The following is a 20,871-nucleotide window of genomic DNA, read 5'->3' as shown; positions in this document are numbered from 1 at the left end:
ATCAATTAAATCATGTTAGGAGTGGGAGATTATGAGAAAAATAAAGGACTTATCTGATAAAAACTATCAGAAGCACGCAGACAATTTCCCTGCCGAAGGTGAAAAAGGGCAAGCACTTCATACTCATCTCCCTTCTCTTGCTCATGACGAGATCAGCCTGCCAGCCGCCGTGTTAAACCACAGCGCGCTGGAAAACAACTTGCGTTGGATGCAAGACTTTGCCGATCGTCATCAAGTCAAACTCGCTCCCCATGGTAAAACCTCGATGACGCCGGAACTGTTTCGCCAACAACTGCAGCATGGCGCTTGGGGCATCACCGTGGCCAGCCCTGCGCAAGCGCAAGTGGCGGTTATGGCGGGAGCTAAACGGCTCATCATGGCGAATCAACTGGTGGGCAAAGGCAATATGGCGATCATCGCCAAGCTGCTTAGTGCACAATCGATTGAGTTTTACTGCTGCGTGGATTCAACACGCAACGTCGATGCGTTGGCGGAGTTTTTCGCAGCGCAGCAACTGACGCTCAACGTCTTGATCGAATACGGCGTGGCGGGCGGTCGCTGCGGGTGCCGCACGCCTCGACAAGTGCACGCCTTAGCAACACACATTGCTAAGCACCCGAACCTGAAACTGGCGGGCATTGAAGTCTATGAAGGAGTGATCCACGGCGACAATGCCGAAAGCGAGATCCGCACATTCATCCACACCGCCTGTGAGCTAACGCGCCAGTTGCAAACCGCCAGGCTGCTGCCAGCGAAACCCCTGCTCACAGGCGCAGGCTCGGCGTGGTATGACGTGGTAGCAAAAGCCTTCGCCGAACTGGGCGGCATTGAGACGGTGATCCGCCCCGGCTGCTACGTTACCCATGACACCGGAATTTACCAAATGGCGCAGCAACAAGTGATGGCGCGTGCCAAACCGCATCAGGGCGTAGCGTGTGAATTGAATGGCGATCTCATCTCTGCGCTGGAAATCTGGGCGCACGTGATTTCTCGCCCTGAGCCCACGCGCCTTCTGGTCGGTATGGGCAAACGTGACGTGGCTTTCGACGCAGGGCTGCCGACTTTACAACTGGCATTTCGCGATGGCCAGCCGCTCGCGCTGCCACAGCACAGCCAAGCGGTAGCGATTATGGACCAGCACACCTTTGTCGAAATTCCCGCTGACTGCACGCTGGATGTGGGGGACATTTTGGTGTTTTCCACCTCACACCCATGCCTGACGTTCGATAAATGGCGCGCTCTGGCCCTGCGAGATGAGCATTATCACGTGACGCAGTGGCTAGAAACCCGTTTCTAGTTTCCTCCCACCAACGCAGTACAGGATATTCTTGTGAACTTAGATGTCGACGTCCTTTCGCAAATCAACGAACGTTTCAGCACTCTGCGTGATGCGGAGAAAAAAGTCGCCCAATGGGTGATGGATGAGGTCAGCGCCGCCGCCAATGCCAGCATTAGCGAAATTGCCCAAAGCGCACAAGTAAGTGACGCGAGCGTGACCCGTTTTGCCAAGGCGATTGGCTGTAAGAATGTGCGTGAGATGAAAATCAAACTGGCCCAATCTTTAACCATCGGCCAGCGATTTATTCTCGAATCTCCCGAGCCGAGCAGCTATCAGATGGTTTACCAATCGATCAAACAGACGTTGGAACAAAACCGTCGCTTAATAAACGAACAAGCGATCGACCAAGCGGTAGAGTGGCTCAATAGCGCACGGCAGATCATCAGTGTCGGCATGGGCGGCGGCTCAACCATCGCCGCGCAAGAGCTGCAACATCGGTTATTTCGCCTCGGTTTTGCCGTGGTGGCCTATCACGATGGTTTGCTAACGCGCATGGTCGCGGCAACCGCAGAGCGCAGCGATGTGATGCTGATGCTGTCGGCGTCTGGCTACACACCAGATCTGCTGGAAAGTGCGCAACTGGCGCGCGAGTATGGGCTAAAAGTCATCGTCATTTGTCCGCCGCGCACCCCTTTGGCGCAGAAAGCCGATTTGCTGCTGCCCATCCAGCACCATGAGACCGATTTTATTTACAAACCCTCCGCGTCCCGCTACGCAATGCTGGCTTTGATCGATGTACTCGCCATGGCCCTGGCGGTAAAAAACAAACGCCGCTCACGGGATAAATTGCGTCGCTTGAAAGTAGCGTTAGATTCCCACCGAGGCGGTGAAGAGAGGCAGCCGCTGGGAGATTAAGCCCCAGAAACATAACGTCCAGTGGCATACACTGGACGTTAATGAGCGAAATGTCGGGTCAGCGGCGCTAAGCCAACACGCTTAGAACAGTTTTTTGCTTTCAGTTGTGTGGGAGTAGCTACTAAAGCTCAACTTATTCACTGCATCGATTGGCGTCAGATTCTTTTCAGCCTCAACATTAACCATAAATTCACAACTCTGGTTATCTTCGACCATTTGCTGATAACTTACGCCATATTTGTCGGAAAAAGAGATAAAAGTCACCGGATCTTCAAGAGAAAAATACCCCGTTCCTTTGGGAACATAGGTTTGTTTTTCCCCAAGCAGGTTGCCGCAAGACAAATTAAACAGGTCAACACGGTATTGATAATTGTCCGGCTGCCAATTGATGATCTCAATTTGCGCATTGTCAGAAGCATCTGTGTACAAATTAACTTTGACTGGCTCAGCCAGCGATTGCACAGCGTTTCTTTCGATCAAATCGTCACCTTTATACCAGTACAGCTCATAAATCTGCCCGTTTATCGGCAAGTTATGAGCGGTTAGCACCTCTCCACCGTTACCTGCTTCGAGCGGGAAAGAGACACCTCCGATAGCCAATTCAAACTTGTGATCATTGAGAATTTGAATTGGCGTTGACGTCTGTCCGTTATTCCCCTCCATTCGGATATACAGCGTATAGACGTCCTCTAAAGAGGATGAACTATGCGAAAAAGTCACTTTGGTGGTTAATTTTTCTACGGGATAGGTACATGCCATGTCTGGCATATTGCCGCAGTTGCCATTATTAGCAGAACCTTGCTCGCTTGGCGTCGCGCTGCCACCGCCGCCACCACAGCCCACCAACAACATTGCGGTCGTCAAAACGCATGTGCGTTTAATCATTGTTATTCCTTCATTTTCTCTGCAACCCATACCTGCCACGCAATATAGCAAGGCAATCCGTTTTAAAGGGCAGAATTACTTTGAGGTGAGTCTAAATTCAATCAAAACAAGCCTCTAATTGTGCCACTTTTCATGCAACTTCCTTTTAGCAAATACCCACGTTCCAGAAAGTGTTTGCTCACCACCCTCGCCTTTGCACAGAGTACTTCGCGCGATCTTGATCCCGTTCCATGTGCAAGAAATAACGCTTAATCAGTGAGTTACTATACTCAAGGTGTTAGTCACGCAAATTCATCACTTGCGTAATATTTGCAGAATTATGCCGCTACCGCTCTTTCACTCGGCGAGGCTACACTGTGAATAAATCATCACTGCTGAATTAACCAGGACAAAACAATGAGACATCTGCTATTTGCAACACTGGTTTTAACCGCCCTGACCGCTTGCACCAGCGATTCCAAACCCCAAGCACTCGGCACGCTTGAGCGCGATAGGGTGACCTTTACCGCCACCGCCAATGAAATCATTCGAGAGTTGCCCGTTAAAGAAGGCAGCGCAGTAGCACAAGGCGATGTTCTGGTCCGTTTGGACAGCAAAAATCAGCAAGCCATGCTAGCGCGTGCGCTGGCCGAAAAAGCCAAAGCGCAGGCTTCTTTACTCAAGCTGACCAATGGTGAGCGCCCTGAAGACATCGCTGCGGCGCAAGCGCGGGTGGCACGAGCCGAAGCGCAGTTGATCGAAGCGCAGAAAACTTACAAGCGCAAATCTGAACTGGTGGCGAAAAAACTCATCAGTCAATCCGAGAAAGACACCGCTCTCGCCGCGCGTGATTCCGCTAGGGCTGAACTCGACTCGGCCAACGAAGAGTTCAGCAAATTGACCTCGGGTGCACGTCCGGAAGACATTGAGCAAGCCAAAGCGCAACTGGCGGTTGCCGATGCCGATGTCGCGCTGCAAGAGCAAAAATTGGCCGAGCTGACCATCATCGCTACCCGTGACGGCATTCTCGATAATCTTCCGTATAACTTGGGTGAGCGCGTTCCTGTCAATGGCATGGTCGCGGTGATTCAGGCCAACCGCATTCCTTATGCGCGCGTCTACGTACCCGCTAAATATCGCGTCGATTTTGTGCCCGGTAAGCAGGTCACGGTGCATGTCGATGGTGTGGACAACCCACTCAGTGGCAACGTGCGTTGGGTATCTGACGAGCCGTCATTCACCCCCTACTTTGCTCTGACAGAAGAGGAGCGTTCACGTTTGATGTATCTCGCCGAGGTGGATCTCGACGCGGCTGCCCAATCACTCCCTTCCGGCGTGCCCGCGCAGATCGATTTGGGAGACTGAGCATGAATCAAATCAACCGCGGCGATTACGCGATTCAAGCCGAAAATGTAGTGAAGAAATTTGGCGAGTTTACCGCCATCGATAACATCACGCTTAACGTTCCCAAGGGCAGCATTTACGGTTTTCTCGGGCCAAACGGCTGTGGTAAATCGACCACCATCCGCGTACTGACCGGGCTACTGAGCCCAACCGAAGGTAAGGTGGATGTGCTCGGATTGCAGATACCGCGTCAATCGGAACAACTGCGACTTAAAATTGGCTACATGACGCAGAAGTTCTCCCTGTACGACGACTTAACCGTGCAAGAGAACCTGCAATTTATCGGGCAGATCTTCGGTATGGATCGTAAAGCGCTCAAGCAGCGCGTGGACGAGCAGCTCGCCACCTATGGGCTGGATCAGCGCCGCAAACAGCGGGTTTCTGGTATGAGCGGCGGACAAAAGCAGCGTCTTTCTCTGGCAGCGGCCACCATGCACAAACCAGAGCTGTTGTTTTTGGATGAACCGACTTCGGCGGTTGACCCAGAAAATCGCCGCGATTTTTGGGAGCAGTTGTTCGATCTCTCCGATCAAGGCACCACCATTTTGGTGACCACTCACTACATGGACGAAGCCGAACGCTGCCACCGTTTAGCGATTATGGAAGCGGGCCTGATCCGCGCTGATGGGGCGCCTGAAGAGCTGATGGCGCAAATGGGAGTCAAGATTGTTGAGGTAAAAGCAAATCAGTTACGCGCCCTAAAAGAAGCCCTGTTGCCACTGCCACAAGTGCGCTCCGCCGCTCAGATCGGTATTCGTTTGCGGGTGCTGATTGACCAGAGCGTACCCGATCCAATTGCGTGGTTGAAAAGCCAATTTCCTCATCTGCAACAAGCGGAAATGAACCTGGCTCGACCCAGTTTGGAAGATGTGTTTGTTTCGGTCACAGGGGAGGGTCGCCAATGAACGCGCTGTTTCGCATGAAAGCGATTGTGGTTAAAGAGCTGCGTCAGTTATCGCGTGATCGCATCACCTTTGGCATGGTGGTGATGATCCCGCTCATCCAGTTGCTGCTCTTTGGTTATGCGATCAACACCGATATTCGCGACATTCCCGTGGCGGTGGTCGATCAAAGCGAAAGTACGGCAGGACGCCTCTTGACCCAATCGGTCAGGGTGACACAAGTGGTGAGCGTTACCCAGCAATACGCCACCGCAGAGCAAGCTGAGCAGGCGATTCAAGACGGTATTGTACGCGCGGCGTTGATTTTGCCGCCCGATCTGACACAACGTATGGCGCAGGGGCGCGAGCTCGGGCAGTGGATTGTCGATGGCTCCGATACCATGATCAGCTCGGCGATCCTTGGTTTGCAAAATATGCCGTTGACCGACTTTGATTTTGAGCTCAGGCCCAAAGTGCAGAAAACCTTTGAAGTGGCGCTTTATTACAACCCGAGTCGCCGCTCTGCGGTCAATATTGTGCCGGGTTTGCTTGGCGTGATCCTCACCATGACGATGATTTTGTTCACCAGCGCGGCGATTGTGCGTGAGCGCGAACGAGGCAATTTGGAGCTGCTCATCACCACGCCTGTGCGCTCATTTGAGCTGATGGTGGCGAAAATTGTGCCGTATATTTTTGTCGGCCTGATTCAGGTGTTCATTATTTTGGGTTTGGGTCACTTTATTTTCGGTGTGCCTATTAATGGCGCGATCAGCCAGATCTTACTCGGGACACTGCTGTTTATTTCCGCCAGCTTGACGCTCGGTTTGGTGATCTCCACCATCGCCACCACCCAGTTACAAGCCATGCAGATGACAGTGTTTATCCTGTTGCCCTCGATTTTGCTCTCAGGCTTTATGTTCCCCTACGAGGGGATGCCCGTCGCGGCGCAATGGATTGCTGAAGTGCTGCCCGCTACCCACTTTATGCGCATGATCCGCGGCATTGTGCTGCGCGGCGCGGATTTATTCGACCTGTGGCGCGACACCATATGGATGATTGGTTTCACCCTATTTGGCCTGATTCTCGCGTCTTTCAGGTTTAAAAAATCCCTCGACTGAACCTATCCAGCCCCGCTTTGGGGCTGGTTTTTCTCATTTTTCACCCTTCTACGCCCTTATTTACCCGTCTCAACATTCCCCCTCCACCTTGATGCGCCGCGCTCGGTAGGATATTTTTCAACCAGACTTGCCGTTTAATTGGTCATTCATCAATGAGGAGAGAGCATGAACTTAAGACAGCAGCAGCAACTTACATTCGAGAGCAGCGGAAAAAACCTCATCGTCGGTTCAGCGCAGCACTGCCCGCTACCGCCGCACACGCTTGCCACACTCACCAGCGACTCCCCGTATGTGGTCGAGGTGATTCGCTCTGGTCTCACGGCAGAAATTTTTCGTTTGCGCATTGATGGGCAGGAGTACAACCTGAAAAAGCGCCGCTCCCAAGCCAAAGTGGCCAACCTTGATGGTCAGTACTCCTTTCTTAATGAAGTGCAGCGCAGAGCGGATTTTACCCAACTGAAAAACGATGCTCAGCAAGCAAGACGCTTTGCGCACATAGTGCCGACGCTTTACGCCGACTATCGTCTGGGCATCATTGTCTCCCCTTGGATTGAGGGCGGGCACATTACGTCTCTCAACCAAAATCTGCTCGCCCAGCTTTTTGCTACCCTCAACGCCTGTGAAGAGCAAGGTTTGATGGAGTGGGATCTATGCAGTGGCAACCTACTGGTTGATAAGCAAGGTAAATTGTGGCTGTTTGATTTTGGCTATATGTACCGTTTCGATCCGCGAAGCGAGTTCAACAGTAACGGCCTTGCCGACCCTTTGTTCCATGCTGTCGAGCGTTTTGAAACGCGCTTCTTTTTTGGCTGGCTGCTTAAGCAAGGCATAGGGAAATCAGCAGCGCTGGCCCTTTACCGCCAAGTGAAAAGCGAGGGGCTACGCAGCTACACCCACAAACTGCAATGGCTGAAAGACCAGCAAGCCGACACCTTGGTATGCCAACATTTTGCCGAGATCATCGACACTTGGCAGCGTGCCCTTGGCGACGAAATGCATTTACAAACACAGTTTCAACTTGATGCGTTTCGCTCACATGTTCTCGACATTGAGGACGATTTGCATGGGCAATCCTGCACCGCGCTCACCCTAGAAAGAATTGAATTTGTCCTTGCCGAGCTGCAAACAAACTATCCCTTACTCAAAAAGCAAGGTGCGCTGTTTTACCAAAACGCAGACCGTTCACAAGCCGAATTGCTGGCTGACTACCGTGAGAAAAAACGCTTGGCAGAGCGCTATCAAATTCAACCTTAGCGATAAACAAAGCGATTCGCTGCACAAGCTTGGTAGAGAAGAGTTGACCGAATGCCAACCGATTCATTACGTTGCTCACCTTACCGATAGAAGCATCAATCGCTGAATAGCACTGAGGAAAAGATGAAAATAGCCATCATTGGGCTGGGCGACATCGCGCAGAAAGCTTACCTACCTGTGATTTGTCAAAGAGCTGGGATTGAACTGGTGTTTTGCACCCGCAACGCGCAAACCTTAGCGCAGTTAGCACAGCAGTATCGCGTGACTGAAGTGTGTCAGGATTATCGCCAACTGCTGGAGATGAAGGTGGATGCGGTGATGATCCACGCGGCCACGCAGATTCACTACGAGATCGCCGCGTTTTTCCTTCAACACGGCATCGCCACATTTGTCGATAAACCCTTGGCTGATAATGCCAGAGAGGTCGAAGCGCTCTACGAGCTGGCTATTCGCCAGCAACAGCCCTTATATGTCGGATTCAATCGCCGCCATATCCCGCTGTTTAACCAGCATGTACCAGAATTAGCACATGGCAAGAGTGGTGAGCTACGCTCTCTACGTTGGGAAAAACATCGCCTCAATTTACCCGGTGATGTTCGCACTTTCCTTTTTGACGATTTCATTCACCCACTCGATAGCGTTAATCTCAACGCCAAAGCGGATTTGCGCGATGTCTACCTCACCCATCAAATGGCCGATGGTAAGCTCGCTAGAGTCGATGTGCAGTGGCAAAGTGGCGAAACGCTGCTGCACGCCTCAATGAACCGCCAGTTTGGCATCACTTGCGAACGAGTCAGCGCGAGCTATCAAAACCGCGCCGTGGCATTTGACTCTTTTGTCCAAGGTACCCTGTGGCAACAAGGGCAACAAAGTACGCTTAACCTCGCCGACTGGACGCCGATGCTTGCCAGCAAAGGCTTTGCTAACATGATCGAGGATTGGATTGGCGTGATTGAACAAGGCCGAGTGCCAGATGCGGTCATCGAGCGTAATATCGCCAGCCACCAACTGGCAGAGGCGATCTGCCAGAAAATCGGCAACGCGAATTAGACGTTGCTTTGAGCGGTAGCATGATAACTTGGATCGGTAGAGTGATGACTTGGAGCAGTAGCGTAATGGCTTAGAAACAGCTCTGCCGTTTGCCGCGCCAACGTTTCGCCCTGCTCTTGGGTCAGTGGCTCTGCGCTACCAATCAACTGTGGCCAAAAGGCGCTGCCTTTAATCAGACTGTGCAACTGGGTACGTGCCAGTGCGACATTCTCCAGTTTCAAGCGCCCTTTTTTATGTTGCTCTTCCAGCCAAGTGTAGAGCGCGGTGTCTTGCTTCGACATCCCCTTGGTTTGCGCTTGCCACTCTTCTGGCTTAAACAAAAAATGGCCTAACGCCACTTTCGCCATGTCCAAATAGCCGGGCTGCGCAATTACGTTGATCTCTTGGCACAATAACATCACCAGTTGCTGCTGCAATGGCAGCTTATTGAGCGCCACCAGCTCATCTTCACTGATTGCGCTTTTCCACAACACAGACAACAGCTCCATCACCAGCGCTTCTTTTGAAGCAAAGTGATTGTAAACGGTTCTTTTCGACACTCCCGCTAGCGCGGCCAACTTGTCCATGCTGGTGTTTTGCACGCCAAATTCGAGAAACGCCTGTTTCGCCGCGCACATAATTGCATCACGTTTCTCTTCACTACGTGTTTTTTTCTTGTCCATCATTGCGTTGCAACCTGAAGATTAAAATTCTCGGTTTATTTTACACTAAGTAGTTTACTTTTCACTCGCAATTTGTAAACTACACCGACTAGTTTACATTAAATTACTCGCTTGGGCTGTGAGAAGGATGATGAAAACACCATGCACAAACGACTTTTAAAAAACACTTTTTTGACCGTGTTAGGAGCCATCGCTATGAGTTCTCTCTTCACCGCCTGTACCACTGCTGAGGCAGAAAAAGCGGCCTACCCAAAAACGTTTCGTAACAGCGACCCAAACTTTGATGGGGGCTCTGATCTATTTGAAATCATTAAAGCCTATTTCACCACCAAACGCGCCGATCCAACCCCGAGCTTTGCTTTGCCTGTGCACGCCATCACCGCAACGCAACTGATTGAAGAGCGCGAAGATGTCTTCTACCGCTTAGGCCATTCAAGCCTAATCCTTAAACTGGATAACCAGTTGATCATGACCGATCCAGTATTCAGTGAACGTGCCTCGCCAGTGCAATTTTTCGGACCAAAACGTTTTCACCCTACCCCGATTTCATTGGAGGGCTTGCCTGAGATCGATGTGGTCCTGATCAGCCATGATCACTACGATCACCTCGACAAAGCATCCGTCAAACAACTTGCCGACAAAGTGGCGCTGTTTCTCGTTCCACTCAAAGTGGGTGTGCTTTTACAAGAGTGGGGGATCGCCAAAGAGAAAATCGTCGAGTTCAATTGGTGGGAGAGCAAAGTGGTGAATGGCATAGAGTATGTTTTTACCCCCACCCAGCATTTTTCTGGACGTGGTTTGGGTGATGGCAACTCTACTTTGTGGGGCAGTTGGGTGATCCGCTCCCGCTCACAAAGCCTGTACTTTAGCGGCGACTCTGGCTACTTCGACGGTTTTAAAGCGATTGGTGAAAAATATGGTCCGTTTGATCTCACCATGATTGAAACCGGAGCCTACAACTCGCTTTGGTCGAAGATTCACATGTTCCCCGAGCAAAGCGTGCAGGCGCATTTGGATCTCAAAGGCAAAGTGATGCTGCCAATCCACAACAGCACGTTTGATCTGTCAATGCATGACTGGTACGAGCCGATGGAGCAAGCGTGGCAGATTAGCCAAGAGAAAGGGGTTAGCATGATCAGCCCGGAAATTGGCCAGAGAAATGTGATCGGTGCGCCACAACCTATCCACCCATGGTGGCGAGCACCAAGCCAAGCTGACTAAAGTGCCGCCTTTGCGAAACATAGAGCAGCCCACACGCTGCTCTTTTCGTTTTCAACGTTTTAACGCACCTGCGGTTTCAGCTCCACCGTATTGCCTTCTGGATCGCGAATATACACAGAGCGGCCAAAGCCTTGTGCACCGTAACGTTCAACAAACTCGTCCACGGGCACTTGATGTGAAGCAAAGTACTTCAGCAGTTGCTCTTCATCCGCCGGAGTAATTTGCAAACAGAAATGCTCCATATTGCGCCCTTCTTTGCCCGGCGCACGGCCACCTTGTTGACCAAGTTTGCCCTCGATAGTCACCAGATCAATCAAGGCACTGCCAGCACGAAGTTGCGTTAAGCCAAATTCTGCCAATTCGCGTTCCACTTGGCAGCCCAACACCTCGCAGTAAAAGTGCAGCATGCGCGGCAAATCGCTCACGCGCAGCACAAGGTGATCGAGCGCTTGCAGTTCAATTGGGTTTTGCTTTTGCATAACATCCTCATTTTAAGCCACGGGTAAATCGCTCAGCGACTCGCTAAACGTCACTTTAAAATCCGCTACTGAACGCATCAAGTCGGCATGCGGGTAAGTTGTCATTAAAGATAGCCGAATGGTGTGAAATGACGCATCCATCTGCGCTTGATCTTTAAAGCTCACCGCCAAATGAAAGTCAGGCATTTCTGGAAAATTGCCTCTGTTGACGATGCGAGAACTCGCAGCCGATTCAATCAACTCATGAGTGCGTAACTGGGCGATAAATTCATCGGTCAGTTTACTCACCTGCTCACTACTTACGCCTTGCTTGACCGAATAGAACACATTGTAGGTTTTCATTACTCGCCTCTTTTTTCCTTGCCTTGTAACCTAGCCTTCTGCTGGCGCGCTCATTCACAGAGCAGAGTTACGCCGTGAGATGGACAGCCTAACGTTATTGCGTGTAATCATTGCGTAAGTGCGTGTCAGCGCTGAGATATTCGATAAACTCAAACTGAAAACCATTCCCTTCGAGAAAATAGACGCTCTTGCGATGCGGGTGATCGCCGCCCCAGTGATCAATTGCGTAACCTGCTTGCTCGAGTCGCTCAACCACCTTGTCGACATCCGGCACCACGATGCCAACGTGTTTTACACCCGTGAAATGTGCTTTCCAGTTGCTCGCCTGCCCTTCACCACCACTGTTAACCGCGATATAGCTCTGTTCATCGCCAACGTGAAACCACTCAATCGGTCGGCCAAACCAGTTATCTATTTTCCCTTGACCCCTTATCCGCCACTCGGGGATCGCACTGGTCAAAAAGTGAATGGTTTTTTGTGCGTCCACCACCGACATGTTGGCGTGTTCAACATAGCTTCTCATCATCATCTCCTTGTTTTTTTAAACCCTAGATGCAGGCTAAAACCCCAAGTTAAGTTGAGGTAAAGAGGAAATAGGCCTTGATGAGCAAAAGCGAGAAGTGCTTCACAAAAGCCACGACTCTGCACTTGAATTGAAAAGAGACAATTATCGGTTGAAGTAGACGGGTAAAAGCCTCAGAATGTCGCACTTTTCGCCGCCTGAAAAATGGGCGACGCTTCCTACTATTTATATTGAGAATCACATATGGGTTTTACCTCGTTAGGTCTGTCTGCACCAATCCTTAAAGCTATTCAGGAGAAAGGCTACGACACGCCATCGCCAATTCAAATGCAGGCAATTCCTGCGATTTTACAAGGCAAGGACGTGATGGCCGCCGCGCAGACAGGTACGGGGAAAACCGCAGGCTTTACTCTGCCGATCCTTGAAAGATTGTCCAATGGCCCGCGAGTACGTAGTAACCAAGTTCGCGCCTTGATCCTAACGCCAACGCGTGAACTCGCGGCGCAAGTGCAAGAGAACGTGTTTATGTACAGCCGTCACCTGCCACTGAGCAGTGCGGTGGTATTTGGTGGGGTAAAAATCAACCCGCAAATGCTGCGTCTGCGTAAAGGCGCCGACGTGTTGGTCGCAACTCCAGGGCGTCTGATGGATCTTTACCAGCAGAACGCGGTGAAGTTTGATCAGTTAGAAGTGTTGGTACTGGATGAAGCGGACCGCATGCTCGACATGGGTTTTATCCGCGATATTCGTAAAATTCTGCAGATTTTGCCGGTAAAACGTCAGAACTTGCTGTTTTCGGCCACCTTCTCAGAAGAGATCCGCGCGCTCGCCAAAGGGCTGGTAAACAATCCGGTGGAGATCTCGGTTAGCCCGGCAAACTCGACCGCTCGCACCGTTGAGCAGTGCATTTACCCATCCGATGTGAAGAAAAAGCCAGCCATGTTGGCGAAACTGATCCAAGACGGTAACTGGCAGCAAGTGCTGGTATTTACCCGCACCAAACACGGCGCAAACCGTCTTGCCGCTTTCCTCAATGACAACCACATTTCAGCGGCAGCGATTCACGGTAACAAGAGCCAAGGTGCGCGAACCAAAGCGCTGGCGGATTTTAAATCGGGTGACATTCGTGTGCTGGTAGCGACGGATATCGCCGCTCGTGGTATCGACATTCCTCAGTTGCCACAAGTGGTTAACTTTGAGCTGCCGAAAGTGGCAGAAGACTATGTGCACCGCATTGGCCGTACAGGCCGAGCTGGAGAAACCGGCAAAGCCATCTCACTGGTCTGCGCCTTGGAAGCACCTGAACTGTTCGCAATTGAGCGTTTGATCCAAGAGCTGTTGCCTCGTCATGAGCTGGAAGGCTTCAAACCGAGCAACGAAGTGCCAGAGTCCAAACTCGATACTCGCCCAATCAAAGCGAAAAAGCCGAAAAAACCAAAGAAACCACAAACAAACGCTGAAGGCGGTGAGCGTCGCCCAGCAAATTCTGCCGATAACGGACAGAAAAAGCCGAAACGTCAGTTTAGCCAGCCGAAATCGGGCCAAGAAAACAAAGGGAATCCGCGCGCGAAACAAAACGGTAAAGCCGCCACAAACAATCAGCAAGGAAAGCCTAAAGCAAACGCTGGCAGACCAAGCAATGGCAAGCCAAATAACGGAAATCCTTCTTCTACGCGTCGCAGAGCGAAACCACAACAAGCGGCCAAAGCGTAAAACCTAGCTTATTCAGCACCTTATCAGCAGAGAAAGCGCTTCTCTGCTGAGCCTTTAGCAGAAAATCTTTCCACCTAAGCTGTTCAAGCGCTGCTATTCATTCCCGCCGTTATTGATAATTTTCTGCCAATAAATCATGACAAGCATGGCAATAACAAATAATTAACATAAAACGAATTTCTGTTCTAAATTTTGTTGATTTTATAAATATCTCAGGAGGAGATAATGAAATACAACAAAACGTTATTGGCTATGGTCTTGGCAGGCAGCGTTGCACATGCATACGCCGAGGAAGAGAAAATCTGGATTTCGATCGGCTCGGATGCAGTGCAGACCGTTACTCGCTCTGGGGCAATGCCCATTTTACCCAATACGCTAGCGAGCAGCAGCGAGGTTTGGGTCGGGCAAGTCGACAACAGCCAGCTCGCGGCGCTCTCTCATGACATGCACGAAGAGCATCATCGCTGTGGGGGATATATGGTGCACGCATCAGCACAAAGTGCCATGGCAGCAAGCGTGATGCCGCAAACCCTTGCCAGTTTCGCTATTCCTGATATTTCCCAGCAGGCCACCGTCAACGCATGGTTACCGCAAGTCGATGCCAGTCAAATCACTACCGTCATCAGCTCACTCGCCAGTTTCAACAACCGTTTTTACACCACAACCTCTGGCGCACAAGCGTCTGACTGGATCGCGAGTCAATGGCGCTCACTCTCATCAGGTCTACCCGGTGCGAATGTTGAGCAAATTGCCCACAGCGGTTACAACCAAAAATCGGTGGTGTTGACCATTACTGGTAGTGAAAAGCCGGACGAGTGGATCGTCATCGGTGGTCATCTCGACTCTACCATCGGCTCACGCACCAACGAGCAGAGCATTGCCCCGGGCGCGGACGATGACGCCTCCGGTATCGCCTCCGTGACCGAGGTGATCCGCGTGCTGACACAAAACAACTTCCAGCCCAAACGCTCTATCGCCTTTATGGCGTATGCCGCCGAAGAGGTTGGGCTGCGCGGTTCACAAGACATCGCGAACCGTTATCAAGCGCAAGGTAAGAAAGTCGTCTCAGCGTTGCAGCTGGATATGACCAATTATCAAGGATCTGCGCAAGACATTGTGTTTATCACCGATTACACCGACAGTAACCTCACGCAGTTTCTTGCCAACTTGATTGATGAATATTTACCATCACTCACTTACGGCTATGATCGCTGCGGCTACGCCTGTTCGGATCACGCTTCATGGCACAATGCGGGCTTTTCCGCCGCGATGCCATTTGAATCTAAGTTCAATGACTCAAACCCCAATATTCACACGGGCCGGGACACGCTGCAAAACTCCGATGCTGAAGGCGCGCACGCGGAGAAATTTACTAAGCTGGGCTTAGCCTACGCGATTGAGATGGCCAATGCAGACTCAACCCCACAACCCGGCAACGTGCTGAAAAATGGCGTGCCAGTCAATAACCTTGCTGGTTCGCGCAGCACTCAGCTTCGCTATACCTTTGAACTGACGCAGTCAGAGAATCTGCAGATCACAAGCTGGGGTGGGAGCGGCGATGCGGATCTGTACGTCAAATTTGGCTCAGAGCCGACACTGCAAAACTGGGATTGTCGCCCGTATCGCAATGGGAATAGTGAAACATGCACATTCCCTAGCGCCACACCGGGTACCTACCACATCATGCTCAACGGCTATTCCGCTTTTAGCGGCTTAAGCTTGCAAGCCAACGCCAACTAGCGGCGGACGGACAAGATGGCTCAGTGGGAGCCATCTTTCTTGAGCTCTTATTCAGCGAAAACGACCTGATACTGACTGCTTGCCATCACTGGTGCAAATTCGGTGATCGTATACTGCACTGCGCCACTTTGAATAAACGGATCAGCGTCTAGCACTTGTTGCAACTCCTTTTGTGAAGTGTGCCGAGACAGCAGAATACCGCCAGTTCTGGGTACTTTTCGCCCACCAAACATCAATTTACCGTTTTTGTACTCTTGTTCTAAGTACGCTTTATGTTGTTCGGTCAATTGAGCGGTGATTTTTTCCATTTCAACAAACTGCATGTCAACTAAGTACATAATTCCCTCGCTTTTGATGGTTGATTTGGCATAAAATGCTACTTATTTCGTAGCAATACTATCGCTACTTTTTTAGAAGCACAACAACAATGACCACACCAAAACCTAATCAAGCCGTCAGAGGTTCAAGCTCTGGCGTCGCTATCATGGCGGTTTTTGACCTTCTAGGGCGAAAATGGAACATGCGAATATTGTGGGAACTGAGAAGCGAACCCCTCAGTTTTCGTGCCTTGCAGGAGCGCTGCGATGGCATGTCGCCTTCCGTACTCAACACGCGCATAAAGCAGCTTAGTGAAGCGCAGTTGGTGGTAACAACAACACAAGGATACCAACTCACGTCACTTGGCTTGACCTTAATGGAAACGCTTGATCCACTCAGAGCATGGGCAAAAGAGTGGGAGGCGCAGTTGAGTCATTCACAGGAATAAACGTGTGAACGGCCACGCGCTTGGAGCTTGTCTTTATGAGTGAATTGCCCGCATGATATCGACGAAAGCTGCACTACAACACATGCTGCCGAAGGCAATGGAGAAGATGTGATTACAATTCGTCAAATGGATATTTCAGACTACAACTCAGTGATGACGCTGTGGGGACAAACAGAAAACTTATCGCTCAAAGACGCCGACTCCCGTGCGAGCATCGCCGCCTATTTAGCCAAAAACCCCGGGCTAAGCTTCGTTGCGATTGACGGACAACCGATTGGCGGGCAAGACATAGTTGGCGCCGTGCTGGTTGGCACCGATGGCCGCCGTGGTTACTTACAACATTTGGCCGTCGATCTGCACTACCGCGGACAAAATATTGGTCAGCGTTTGGTGCAAAGCGCAACCGAAGCCCTCGCGCAGCAAGGCATCGCCAAAACCCACCTTTTCGTTCTGAGTAACAACCTCTCGGCGCAGGATTTCTACCTAAAATTGGGGTGGCAAGCGCGAGACGAAATCCGCATGTTCTCGTTTAATAGCTCAGAAAATCAATATGTATAGACCTAGTGGTCACCTACTAACCACTCAGTTACTAACCACGCAGTAATGCACTAACGAAAGGGAGGCACACTGCGTGTCTCCCCTTTTTTAAGACATTTGTTAAGACGCTTTGCCAACATCAAAGCGACCGACCAATTGATCCAAACGTTGCAATGAGTTTTGCATCAACGCCGTTCGACGCGCTAACTGGCCAGAAGCTTCTTGCAACGCCGCCACGGTGTGTGAGGTGGCGTCGGCGGTTTGGCGGTGTTCTTCACTGTTGCGAGCGATCTCTTGGATCCGTTTAAAAAGGCCACTAACTGAGGTTCGCAAGCGCTCACTTTGCGCCGATTGGTCGACCACCTGCGTGTTGCTTTCTACATTGGCAATGCCTTCTTGCATGTAGCTGACCGCCAGTTCCGACTGGCTGTGTAGCGCCTTCATCAGCTCGCCGATATTATTGGCCGCCTGCGAGGTTTTGTTAGCTAAGACGCGCACCTCGTCGGCAACGACCGAGAACCCTCGCCCATGCTCACCTGCGCGCGCAGCCTCGATCGCCGCATTCAGAGCTAAGAGGTTGGTTTGCGAAGTGATCTCAGTGATGAGATCGACAATACCGCCGATTTTTTGCATTTCGCGGTTTACTTCTTCCACCGTCTGCGCTGAGGACTGGACAATGGTTTTGATCTGCTCGGCACTTTGCGCAGCATTGTGATATTCCTGCTGCGCGGCGTGCACCGCGTCCCGCATCAAGCCATTCATCTCGATGGCCGTATCGTTGGCCCCCGCAATCTCTTGGCTTTGAATCCCCGCTAATGTCAGCATGTCGGTGAGCGATGTGGCGGTCGAGTCGCTACTGGACAGCAAGATCTGGCTGCGACGAAACATCGACTGCGATACGCTCTGCACCTCTTTGCTGGCAAACACCAGCTCTTTGACCATCCCCTGCAAACTGTCGATAAAACTGTTGGTCCAACGGCCAAGATCGCCCGTTTCATCGGCTTTAAAACGACTGGCATCAAGACGGCGAGTCAAGTTGCCATCCCCCTCAGCCAAAACTTGCATCACCTGCGTCATGCTAGCAAGATGTCTCGCCAGTGGCTTCGCGGTGAGAAAATAAAACAGCGTTACCGCCACAGCACCCATCAACAGTGAAAACAGCAGCAGTTGCCACTCGCTCAGCGGGTAAAGAGAGCTGACTGCAAATGGCAGCAGCATCGGGGCAAAAATGCTCAATGCAAACTGCTGATTCAGTTTTTGCGCCACAGAGCGATGGCGATACACCTCTTCCAGATCCGCTTCACACATCATGCCCCACCTATCCACAGAACCAGGCATGGAGAAAGTCACCCCTTTACCAATCACCGGGATGTGCCGGTAATCCGAGTAGCCGGGGTACTGCACATACAAATTGGCGCCATTTTTGATGGTTTCACGCACACCGGGATGCAGCTTGCCCGTTTTCGGATCATTAAACACAATCTCAAATTCGGTATGATGCTGTACTTTGACCACGCCCCACTTAGTATGCACACCAGATTTCAAATTTTCCCCATGCGAAAAACGGTTATCCTCAAAGCGCGAGCGCGAGAGCGCTACGCCAGGAGCTATCGCAGGGTCAAAGTTTGACTGCACCATAAACAGGTAGTTATCGCCCGATTCGCTGTAAATGTGCCCGGCTTCGCGCTGAATTAAATCGCCAATAACATCGTTCGGCACTCGTCCGCAGAGACAGCCAAGCAACTTGCCCTCTTGGCGCAGCGGTTGATAAAACATCAGGGTCACTTGGTCGTGAAAAGTGGAACTTGACGCGCCTATCGCCAGAGTGACTTTATCAACATACGGACCGTGCAGAAACGGTTGTTGCAAGCCGTTTTTTAGCGCCGCTTTGACTGCGACTTGACGCGTTTTTTGCCCAGAGTAAGTCGATTCCACTATGGTGCCACTGGGCTCTACAATAAACAGTTCGGAAAAATCCGTGCCCCGTTTGAGCAACCTTTGCAGCGTTTCGTGATATTCATCGGGCGCTTTGGAGGAGAGGTAGAGCGCGGCATCTTGCAAAAATGCCCATTGATTGTTCGCCCAAGTAGTTAAAATTTGCACCCGTGTATTGGCAATATTTTCAAAAGTTTGCTCCAAAGCGTGCGTGCGGTTGCGATTAATAAAGCACGCTTTACCCATCGCCAATTTGCCTGTTTTCCCCAGCCAAGGCAGCCAGCGTTGTTCTTCCGACGTCAAATGCATAGATAATCCACCATTTATCATTTTTATTCACAAGGCTGTGCAACCCTTATTCCATAACGGTTGCAGAAATAAGAAAACCAGACGATATTCTGAAATTTGAACTCGCTCCCAAAAACCCAACTGGCATTTTGGCCAAAGGTCAGTGAATGAAACTTAAGCTTTTGATTTGATGAATTTATTTTTTGCACTATTTGCGTGCGAATGCGCCTTTAAGTTGCAGAACTTGCACCAGATAGGTGAGATGCATCTCGTGAAGCCATGAAAAAAGCCCTGAAGTTTCAGGGCTTAAACGTAGCAAGATGGTGGGAACTTAGAAGAAACCCAGAGGGTTGATGTCGTAGCTAATCAGCAAGTTTTTAGTGTTTTGATAGTGATTGAGCATCATTTTGTGCGTTTCACGGCCAATGCCCGATTTCTTGTAGCCGCCAAATGCTGCATGGGCAGGATAGGCGTGATAGCAGTTGATCCAGATCCGCCCCGCTTCGATATTACGTCCCATGCGATAAGCGAGGTTCTGGTCACGCGTCCACACTCCAGCGCCGAGACCATATTCGGTATCGTTAGCGATCGCCAAGGCCTCTGCTTCATCTTTAAAAGTGGTCACCGCAATCACCGGGCCAAAGATCTCCTCTTGGAATACGCGCATTTTGTTGTGGCCTTGCAGTAAGGTCGGCTGAATGTAGTAGCCTTGCGACAACGCACTTTCTTGCTGGGCGATTTCACCGCCGAAGATCACTTTTGCGCCTTCCTGACGACCGATTTCAAGATAGCTGAGGATCTTGTCAAACTGCTCTTGCGAGGCTTGCGCGCCCACTTGACAATCGGTATCCAGCGGGTTGCCTTGCTTGATGGTTTTCGCCCGCTCGGCCACTTTGGCAATAAACTTGTCGTAGATGGATTCATGCACCAGCACGCGTGACGGACAGGTACACACTTCACCTTGGTTGAAAAACGCCAGCAAAGTGCCTTCAATACACTTGTTCAGATACTCATCTTCATGGTCAAACACGTCTGGGAAATAGATGTTCGGTGACTTACCGCCCAGCTCAACCGTAGATGGAATTAGGTTATCAGCCGCACAGCGCAAAATGTGGTTGCCCACTTGCGTTGAGCCAGTAAAGGCCAATTTGGCAATGCGGTTGCTGGTCGCGAGCGCTTGACCGGCTTCAGTACCGAAGCCGTTGACCACATTGATAACACCCGCCGGGATCAAATCGCCGATTTTTTCCATCAGAACTAAGATCGACGTTGGTGTCTGCTCTGCCGGTTTCAGAACCACACAACAGCCTGCCGCCAGCGCGGGTGCCAGTTTCCACGCCGCCATCAGCATCGGGAAGTTCCACGGAATGATCTGTCCGACCACACCAATCGGTTCAGGGAAGTGATAGCTCGCGGTATTCGCATCAAGCTCCGCCGCACTACCTTCCTGCGCTCGGATACAGCCAGCAAAATAGCGGAAGTGGTCAACCACCAGCGGTAAATCTGCCGCTAATGTTTCGCGTACAGGCTTTCCATTTTCCCACGTTTCAGCCACCGCCAGCTCTTCCAGATGCGCTTCAATGCGATCGGCGATTTTCAACAAGATATTGGAGCGTTCCGTGACACTGGTTTTCGCCCACTGCGCTCTGACATTGTGCGCGGCATCCAGCGCGAGATTGATGTCCGCCTCTCCTGAGCGAGCGACTTTGCAATACGGCTGACCGTTGACCGGAGAAATGTTGTCGAAATAGTCACCGCCGACCGGTTTCACCCACTCTCCACCGATGTAATTGTCATAGTGAGATTTGAAGCTAACGATGGCATTTTCACTACCTGGTTGTGCATAGATCATAACTCGTCCTTTTGTTTCTCGTTCAGTGTTGACAGTGTCGAAACGCAC

Annotated in this window: 20 protein-coding genes; 12 read left to right on the top strand and 8 right to left on the bottom strand. The window is 51.0% G+C overall.

Annotated elements, in window-relative coordinates; translation table 11 throughout:
- The first annotated feature begins 31 nt into the window (after window positions 1-31).
- Together EWA64_RS16950 and EWA64_RS16945 are read left to right on the top strand one after the other, a co-directional pair.
- On the top strand, window positions 32-1,297 hold the full coding sequence (locus EWA64_RS16950; RefSeq protein WP_061896062.1) for an amino acid deaminase: 1,266 nt from the start codon (window positions 32-34) through the stop codon (window positions 1,295-1,297).
- A 33-nt stretch (window positions 1,298-1,330) separates the two neighbouring features.
- Window positions 1,331-2,194 (top strand): MurR/RpiR family transcriptional regulator, encoded by an 864-nt coding sequence (locus tag EWA64_RS16945; protein ID WP_061896063.1) that lies wholly within the window; start codon window positions 1,331-1,333, stop codon window positions 2,192-2,194.
- An 81-nt stretch (window positions 2,195-2,275) separates the two neighbouring features.
- Here EWA64_RS16945 and EWA64_RS16940 read toward each other — a convergent pair whose 3' ends face one another.
- On the bottom strand, window positions 2,276-3,079 hold the full coding sequence (locus EWA64_RS16940) for a hypothetical protein (RefSeq protein ID WP_061896064.1): 804 nt from the start codon (window positions 3,077-3,079) through the stop codon (window positions 2,276-2,278).
- Between the two features lie 396 nt (window positions 3,080-3,475).
- Between EWA64_RS16940 and EWA64_RS16935 the strand changes: the two genes are divergently transcribed.
- The 5 genes from EWA64_RS16935 to EWA64_RS16915 all read left to right on the top strand — a co-directional run bounded on the left by EWA64_RS16935 (window position 3,476) and on the right by EWA64_RS16915 (window position 8,765).
- Complete coding sequence (locus EWA64_RS16935) at window positions 3,476-4,423, top strand: HlyD family secretion protein (protein WP_061896065.1); 948 nt, start codon at window positions 3,476-3,478, stop codon at window positions 4,421-4,423.
- 2 nt (window positions 4,424-4,425) lie between these two features.
- Complete coding sequence (locus EWA64_RS16930) at window positions 4,426-5,367, top strand: ABC transporter ATP-binding protein (protein WP_061896066.1); 942 nt, start codon at window positions 4,426-4,428, stop codon at window positions 5,365-5,367.
- On the top strand, window positions 5,364-6,461 hold the full coding sequence (locus tag EWA64_RS16925; protein ID WP_061896067.1) for an ABC transporter permease: 1,098 nt from the start codon (window positions 5,364-5,366) through the stop codon (window positions 6,459-6,461). Before EWA64_RS16930 ends, EWA64_RS16925 begins: the two co-directional genes overlap by 4 nt.
- Window positions 6,462-6,626: 165 nt before the next feature.
- On the top strand, window positions 6,627-7,715 hold the full coding sequence (locus EWA64_RS16920; RefSeq protein WP_061896068.1) for an AarF/UbiB family protein: 1,089 nt from the start codon (window positions 6,627-6,629) through the stop codon (window positions 7,713-7,715).
- A gap of 123 nt (window positions 7,716-7,838) precedes the next feature.
- The gene (locus EWA64_RS16915) at window positions 7,839-8,765 is read left to right on the top strand and encodes a Gfo/Idh/MocA family protein (protein ID WP_061896069.1); all 927 of its coding nucleotides are present in this window, start codon (window positions 7,839-7,841) and stop codon (window positions 8,763-8,765) included.
- On the opposite strand, the gene EWA64_RS16910 is transcribed toward EWA64_RS16915, so the two are convergent.
- Window positions 8,762-9,430, bottom strand: coding sequence for a TetR/AcrR family transcriptional regulator (locus tag EWA64_RS16910; protein ID WP_061896070.1), 669 nt, complete (start codon window positions 9,428-9,430; stop codon window positions 8,762-8,764). The genes EWA64_RS16915 and EWA64_RS16910 overlap by 4 nt on opposite strands.
- A 192-nt stretch (window positions 9,431-9,622) precedes the next feature.
- On the opposite strand from EWA64_RS16910, the gene EWA64_RS16905 reads away from it, so the two are divergent.
- Entirely contained in the window at window positions 9,623-10,648 is a 1,026-nt protein-coding gene (locus EWA64_RS16905) for an MBL fold metallo-hydrolase (protein ID WP_061896157.1), read from the top strand.
- A 59-nt stretch (window positions 10,649-10,707) separates the two neighbouring features.
- Here the strand turns inward: EWA64_RS16905 and EWA64_RS16900 are convergent, their stop codons facing one another.
- The 3 genes from EWA64_RS16900 to EWA64_RS16890 all read right to left on the bottom strand — a co-directional run bounded on the left by EWA64_RS16900 (window position 10,708) and on the right by EWA64_RS16890 (window position 11,992).
- Window positions 10,708-11,127, bottom strand: coding sequence for a VOC family protein (locus EWA64_RS16900; protein WP_039432987.1), 420 nt, complete (start codon window positions 11,125-11,127; stop codon window positions 10,708-10,710).
- Window positions 11,128-11,139: 12 nt separating this feature from the next.
- Entirely contained in the window at window positions 11,140-11,469 is a 330-nt protein-coding gene (locus EWA64_RS16895) for a DUF6614 family protein (protein WP_061896071.1), read from the bottom strand.
- Window positions 11,470-11,563: 94 nt separating this feature from the next.
- On the bottom strand, window positions 11,564-11,992 hold the full coding sequence (locus tag EWA64_RS16890; RefSeq protein ID WP_061896072.1) for a VOC family protein: 429 nt from the start codon (window positions 11,990-11,992) through the stop codon (window positions 11,564-11,566).
- A 243-nt stretch (window positions 11,993-12,235) separates the two neighbouring features.
- On the opposite strand from EWA64_RS16890, the gene EWA64_RS16885 reads away from it, so the two are divergent.
- Window positions 12,236-13,705 (top strand): DEAD/DEAH box helicase, encoded by a 1,470-nt coding sequence (locus tag EWA64_RS16885; RefSeq protein ID WP_061896073.1) that lies wholly within the window; start codon window positions 12,236-12,238, stop codon window positions 13,703-13,705.
- 225 nt (window positions 13,706-13,930) lie between these two features.
- On the top strand, window positions 13,931-15,445 hold the full coding sequence (locus EWA64_RS16880; RefSeq protein ID WP_061896074.1) for a M28 family metallopeptidase: 1,515 nt from the start codon (window positions 13,931-13,933) through the stop codon (window positions 15,443-15,445).
- 47 nt (window positions 15,446-15,492) lie between these two features.
- Here the strand turns inward: EWA64_RS16880 and EWA64_RS16875 are convergent, their stop codons facing one another.
- Window positions 15,493-15,783 carry a YciI family protein gene (locus EWA64_RS16875; protein ID WP_061896075.1) on the bottom strand — a complete coding sequence of 97 codons (291 nt, stop codon included), beginning with the start codon at window positions 15,781-15,783 and terminating at the stop codon, window positions 15,493-15,495.
- Window positions 15,784-15,872: 89 nt separating this feature from the next.
- Here EWA64_RS16875 and EWA64_RS16870 point away from each other — a divergent pair, with 89 nt between their 5' ends.
- Both EWA64_RS16870 and EWA64_RS16865 read left to right on the top strand, forming a co-directional pair.
- The gene (locus tag EWA64_RS16870; protein WP_061896076.1) at window positions 15,873-16,211 is read left to right on the top strand and encodes a winged helix-turn-helix transcriptional regulator; all 339 of its coding nucleotides are present in this window, start codon (window positions 15,873-15,875) and stop codon (window positions 16,209-16,211) included.
- A 108-nt stretch (window positions 16,212-16,319) separates the two neighbouring features.
- Entirely contained in the window at window positions 16,320-16,769 is a 450-nt protein-coding gene (locus tag EWA64_RS16865; RefSeq protein ID WP_061896158.1) for a GNAT family N-acetyltransferase, read from the top strand.
- 99 nt (window positions 16,770-16,868) lie between these two features.
- Here EWA64_RS16865 and EWA64_RS16860 read toward each other — a convergent pair whose 3' ends face one another.
- Window positions 16,869-18,992 (bottom strand): methyl-accepting chemotaxis protein, encoded by a 2,124-nt coding sequence (locus EWA64_RS16860; RefSeq protein ID WP_061896077.1) that lies wholly within the window; start codon window positions 18,990-18,992, stop codon window positions 16,869-16,871.
- Window positions 18,993-19,302: 310 nt separating this feature from the next.
- The gene (exaC, locus tag EWA64_RS16855; protein WP_061896078.1) at window positions 19,303-20,823 is read right to left on the bottom strand and encodes an acetaldehyde dehydrogenase ExaC; all 1,521 of its coding nucleotides are present in this window, start codon (window positions 20,821-20,823) and stop codon (window positions 19,303-19,305) included.
- Between the last annotated feature and the right edge of the window lie 48 nt (window positions 20,824-20,871).

This window comes from Vibrio cidicii (assembly GCF_009665415.1).
Taxonomy (GTDB): domain Bacteria; phylum Pseudomonadota; class Gammaproteobacteria; order Enterobacterales; family Vibrionaceae; genus Vibrio; species Vibrio cidicii.
This window is presented reverse-complemented; position numbering and strand designations above follow the sequence as displayed.

Coding starts and splice junctions, on each gene's coding strand:
- EWA64_RS16950 (WP_061896062.1), top strand. CDS start 32: ATGAGAAAAATAAAGGACTTATCTGATAAAAACTATCAGAAGCACGCA.
- EWA64_RS16940 (WP_061896064.1), bottom strand. CDS start 3,079: ATGATTAAACGCACATGCGTTTTGACGACCGCAATGTTGTTGGTGGGC.
- EWA64_RS16935 (WP_061896065.1), top strand. CDS start 3,476: ATGAGACATCTGCTATTTGCAACACTGGTTTTAACCGCCCTGACCGCT.
- EWA64_RS16930 (WP_061896066.1), top strand. CDS start 4,426: ATGAATCAAATCAACCGCGGCGATTACGCGATTCAAGCCGAAAATGTA.
- EWA64_RS16925 (WP_061896067.1), top strand. CDS start 5,364: ATGAACGCGCTGTTTCGCATGAAAGCGATTGTGGTTAAAGAGCTGCGT.
- EWA64_RS16920 (WP_061896068.1), top strand. CDS start 6,627: ATGAACTTAAGACAGCAGCAGCAACTTACATTCGAGAGCAGCGGAAAA.
- EWA64_RS16915 (WP_061896069.1), top strand. CDS start 7,839: ATGAAAATAGCCATCATTGGGCTGGGCGACATCGCGCAGAAAGCTTAC.
- EWA64_RS16910 (WP_061896070.1), bottom strand. CDS start 9,430: ATGATGGACAAGAAAAAAACACGTAGTGAAGAGAAACGTGATGCAATT.
- EWA64_RS16905 (WP_061896157.1), top strand. CDS start 9,623: ATGAGTTCTCTCTTCACCGCCTGTACCACTGCTGAGGCAGAAAAAGCG.
- EWA64_RS16900 (WP_039432987.1), bottom strand. CDS start 11,127: ATGCAAAAGCAAAACCCAATTGAACTGCAAGCGCTCGATCACCTTGTG.
- EWA64_RS16895 (WP_061896071.1), bottom strand. CDS start 11,469: ATGAAAACCTACAATGTGTTCTATTCGGTCAAGCAAGGCGTAAGTAGT.
- EWA64_RS16890 (WP_061896072.1), bottom strand. CDS start 11,992: ATGAGAAGCTATGTTGAACACGCCAACATGTCGGTGGTGGACGCACAA.
- EWA64_RS16885 (WP_061896073.1), top strand. CDS start 12,236: ATGGGTTTTACCTCGTTAGGTCTGTCTGCACCAATCCTTAAAGCTATT.
- EWA64_RS16880 (WP_061896074.1), top strand. CDS start 13,931: ATGAAATACAACAAAACGTTATTGGCTATGGTCTTGGCAGGCAGCGTT.
- EWA64_RS16875 (WP_061896075.1), bottom strand. CDS start 15,783: ATGTACTTAGTTGACATGCAGTTTGTTGAAATGGAAAAAATCACCGCT.
- EWA64_RS16870 (WP_061896076.1), top strand. CDS start 15,873: ATGACCACACCAAAACCTAATCAAGCCGTCAGAGGTTCAAGCTCTGGC.
- EWA64_RS16860 (WP_061896077.1), bottom strand. CDS start 18,992: ATGCATTTGACGTCGGAAGAACAACGCTGGCTGCCTTGGCTGGGGAAA.
- exaC (WP_061896078.1), bottom strand. CDS start 20,823: ATGATCTATGCACAACCAGGTAGTGAAAATGCCATCGTTAGCTTCAAA.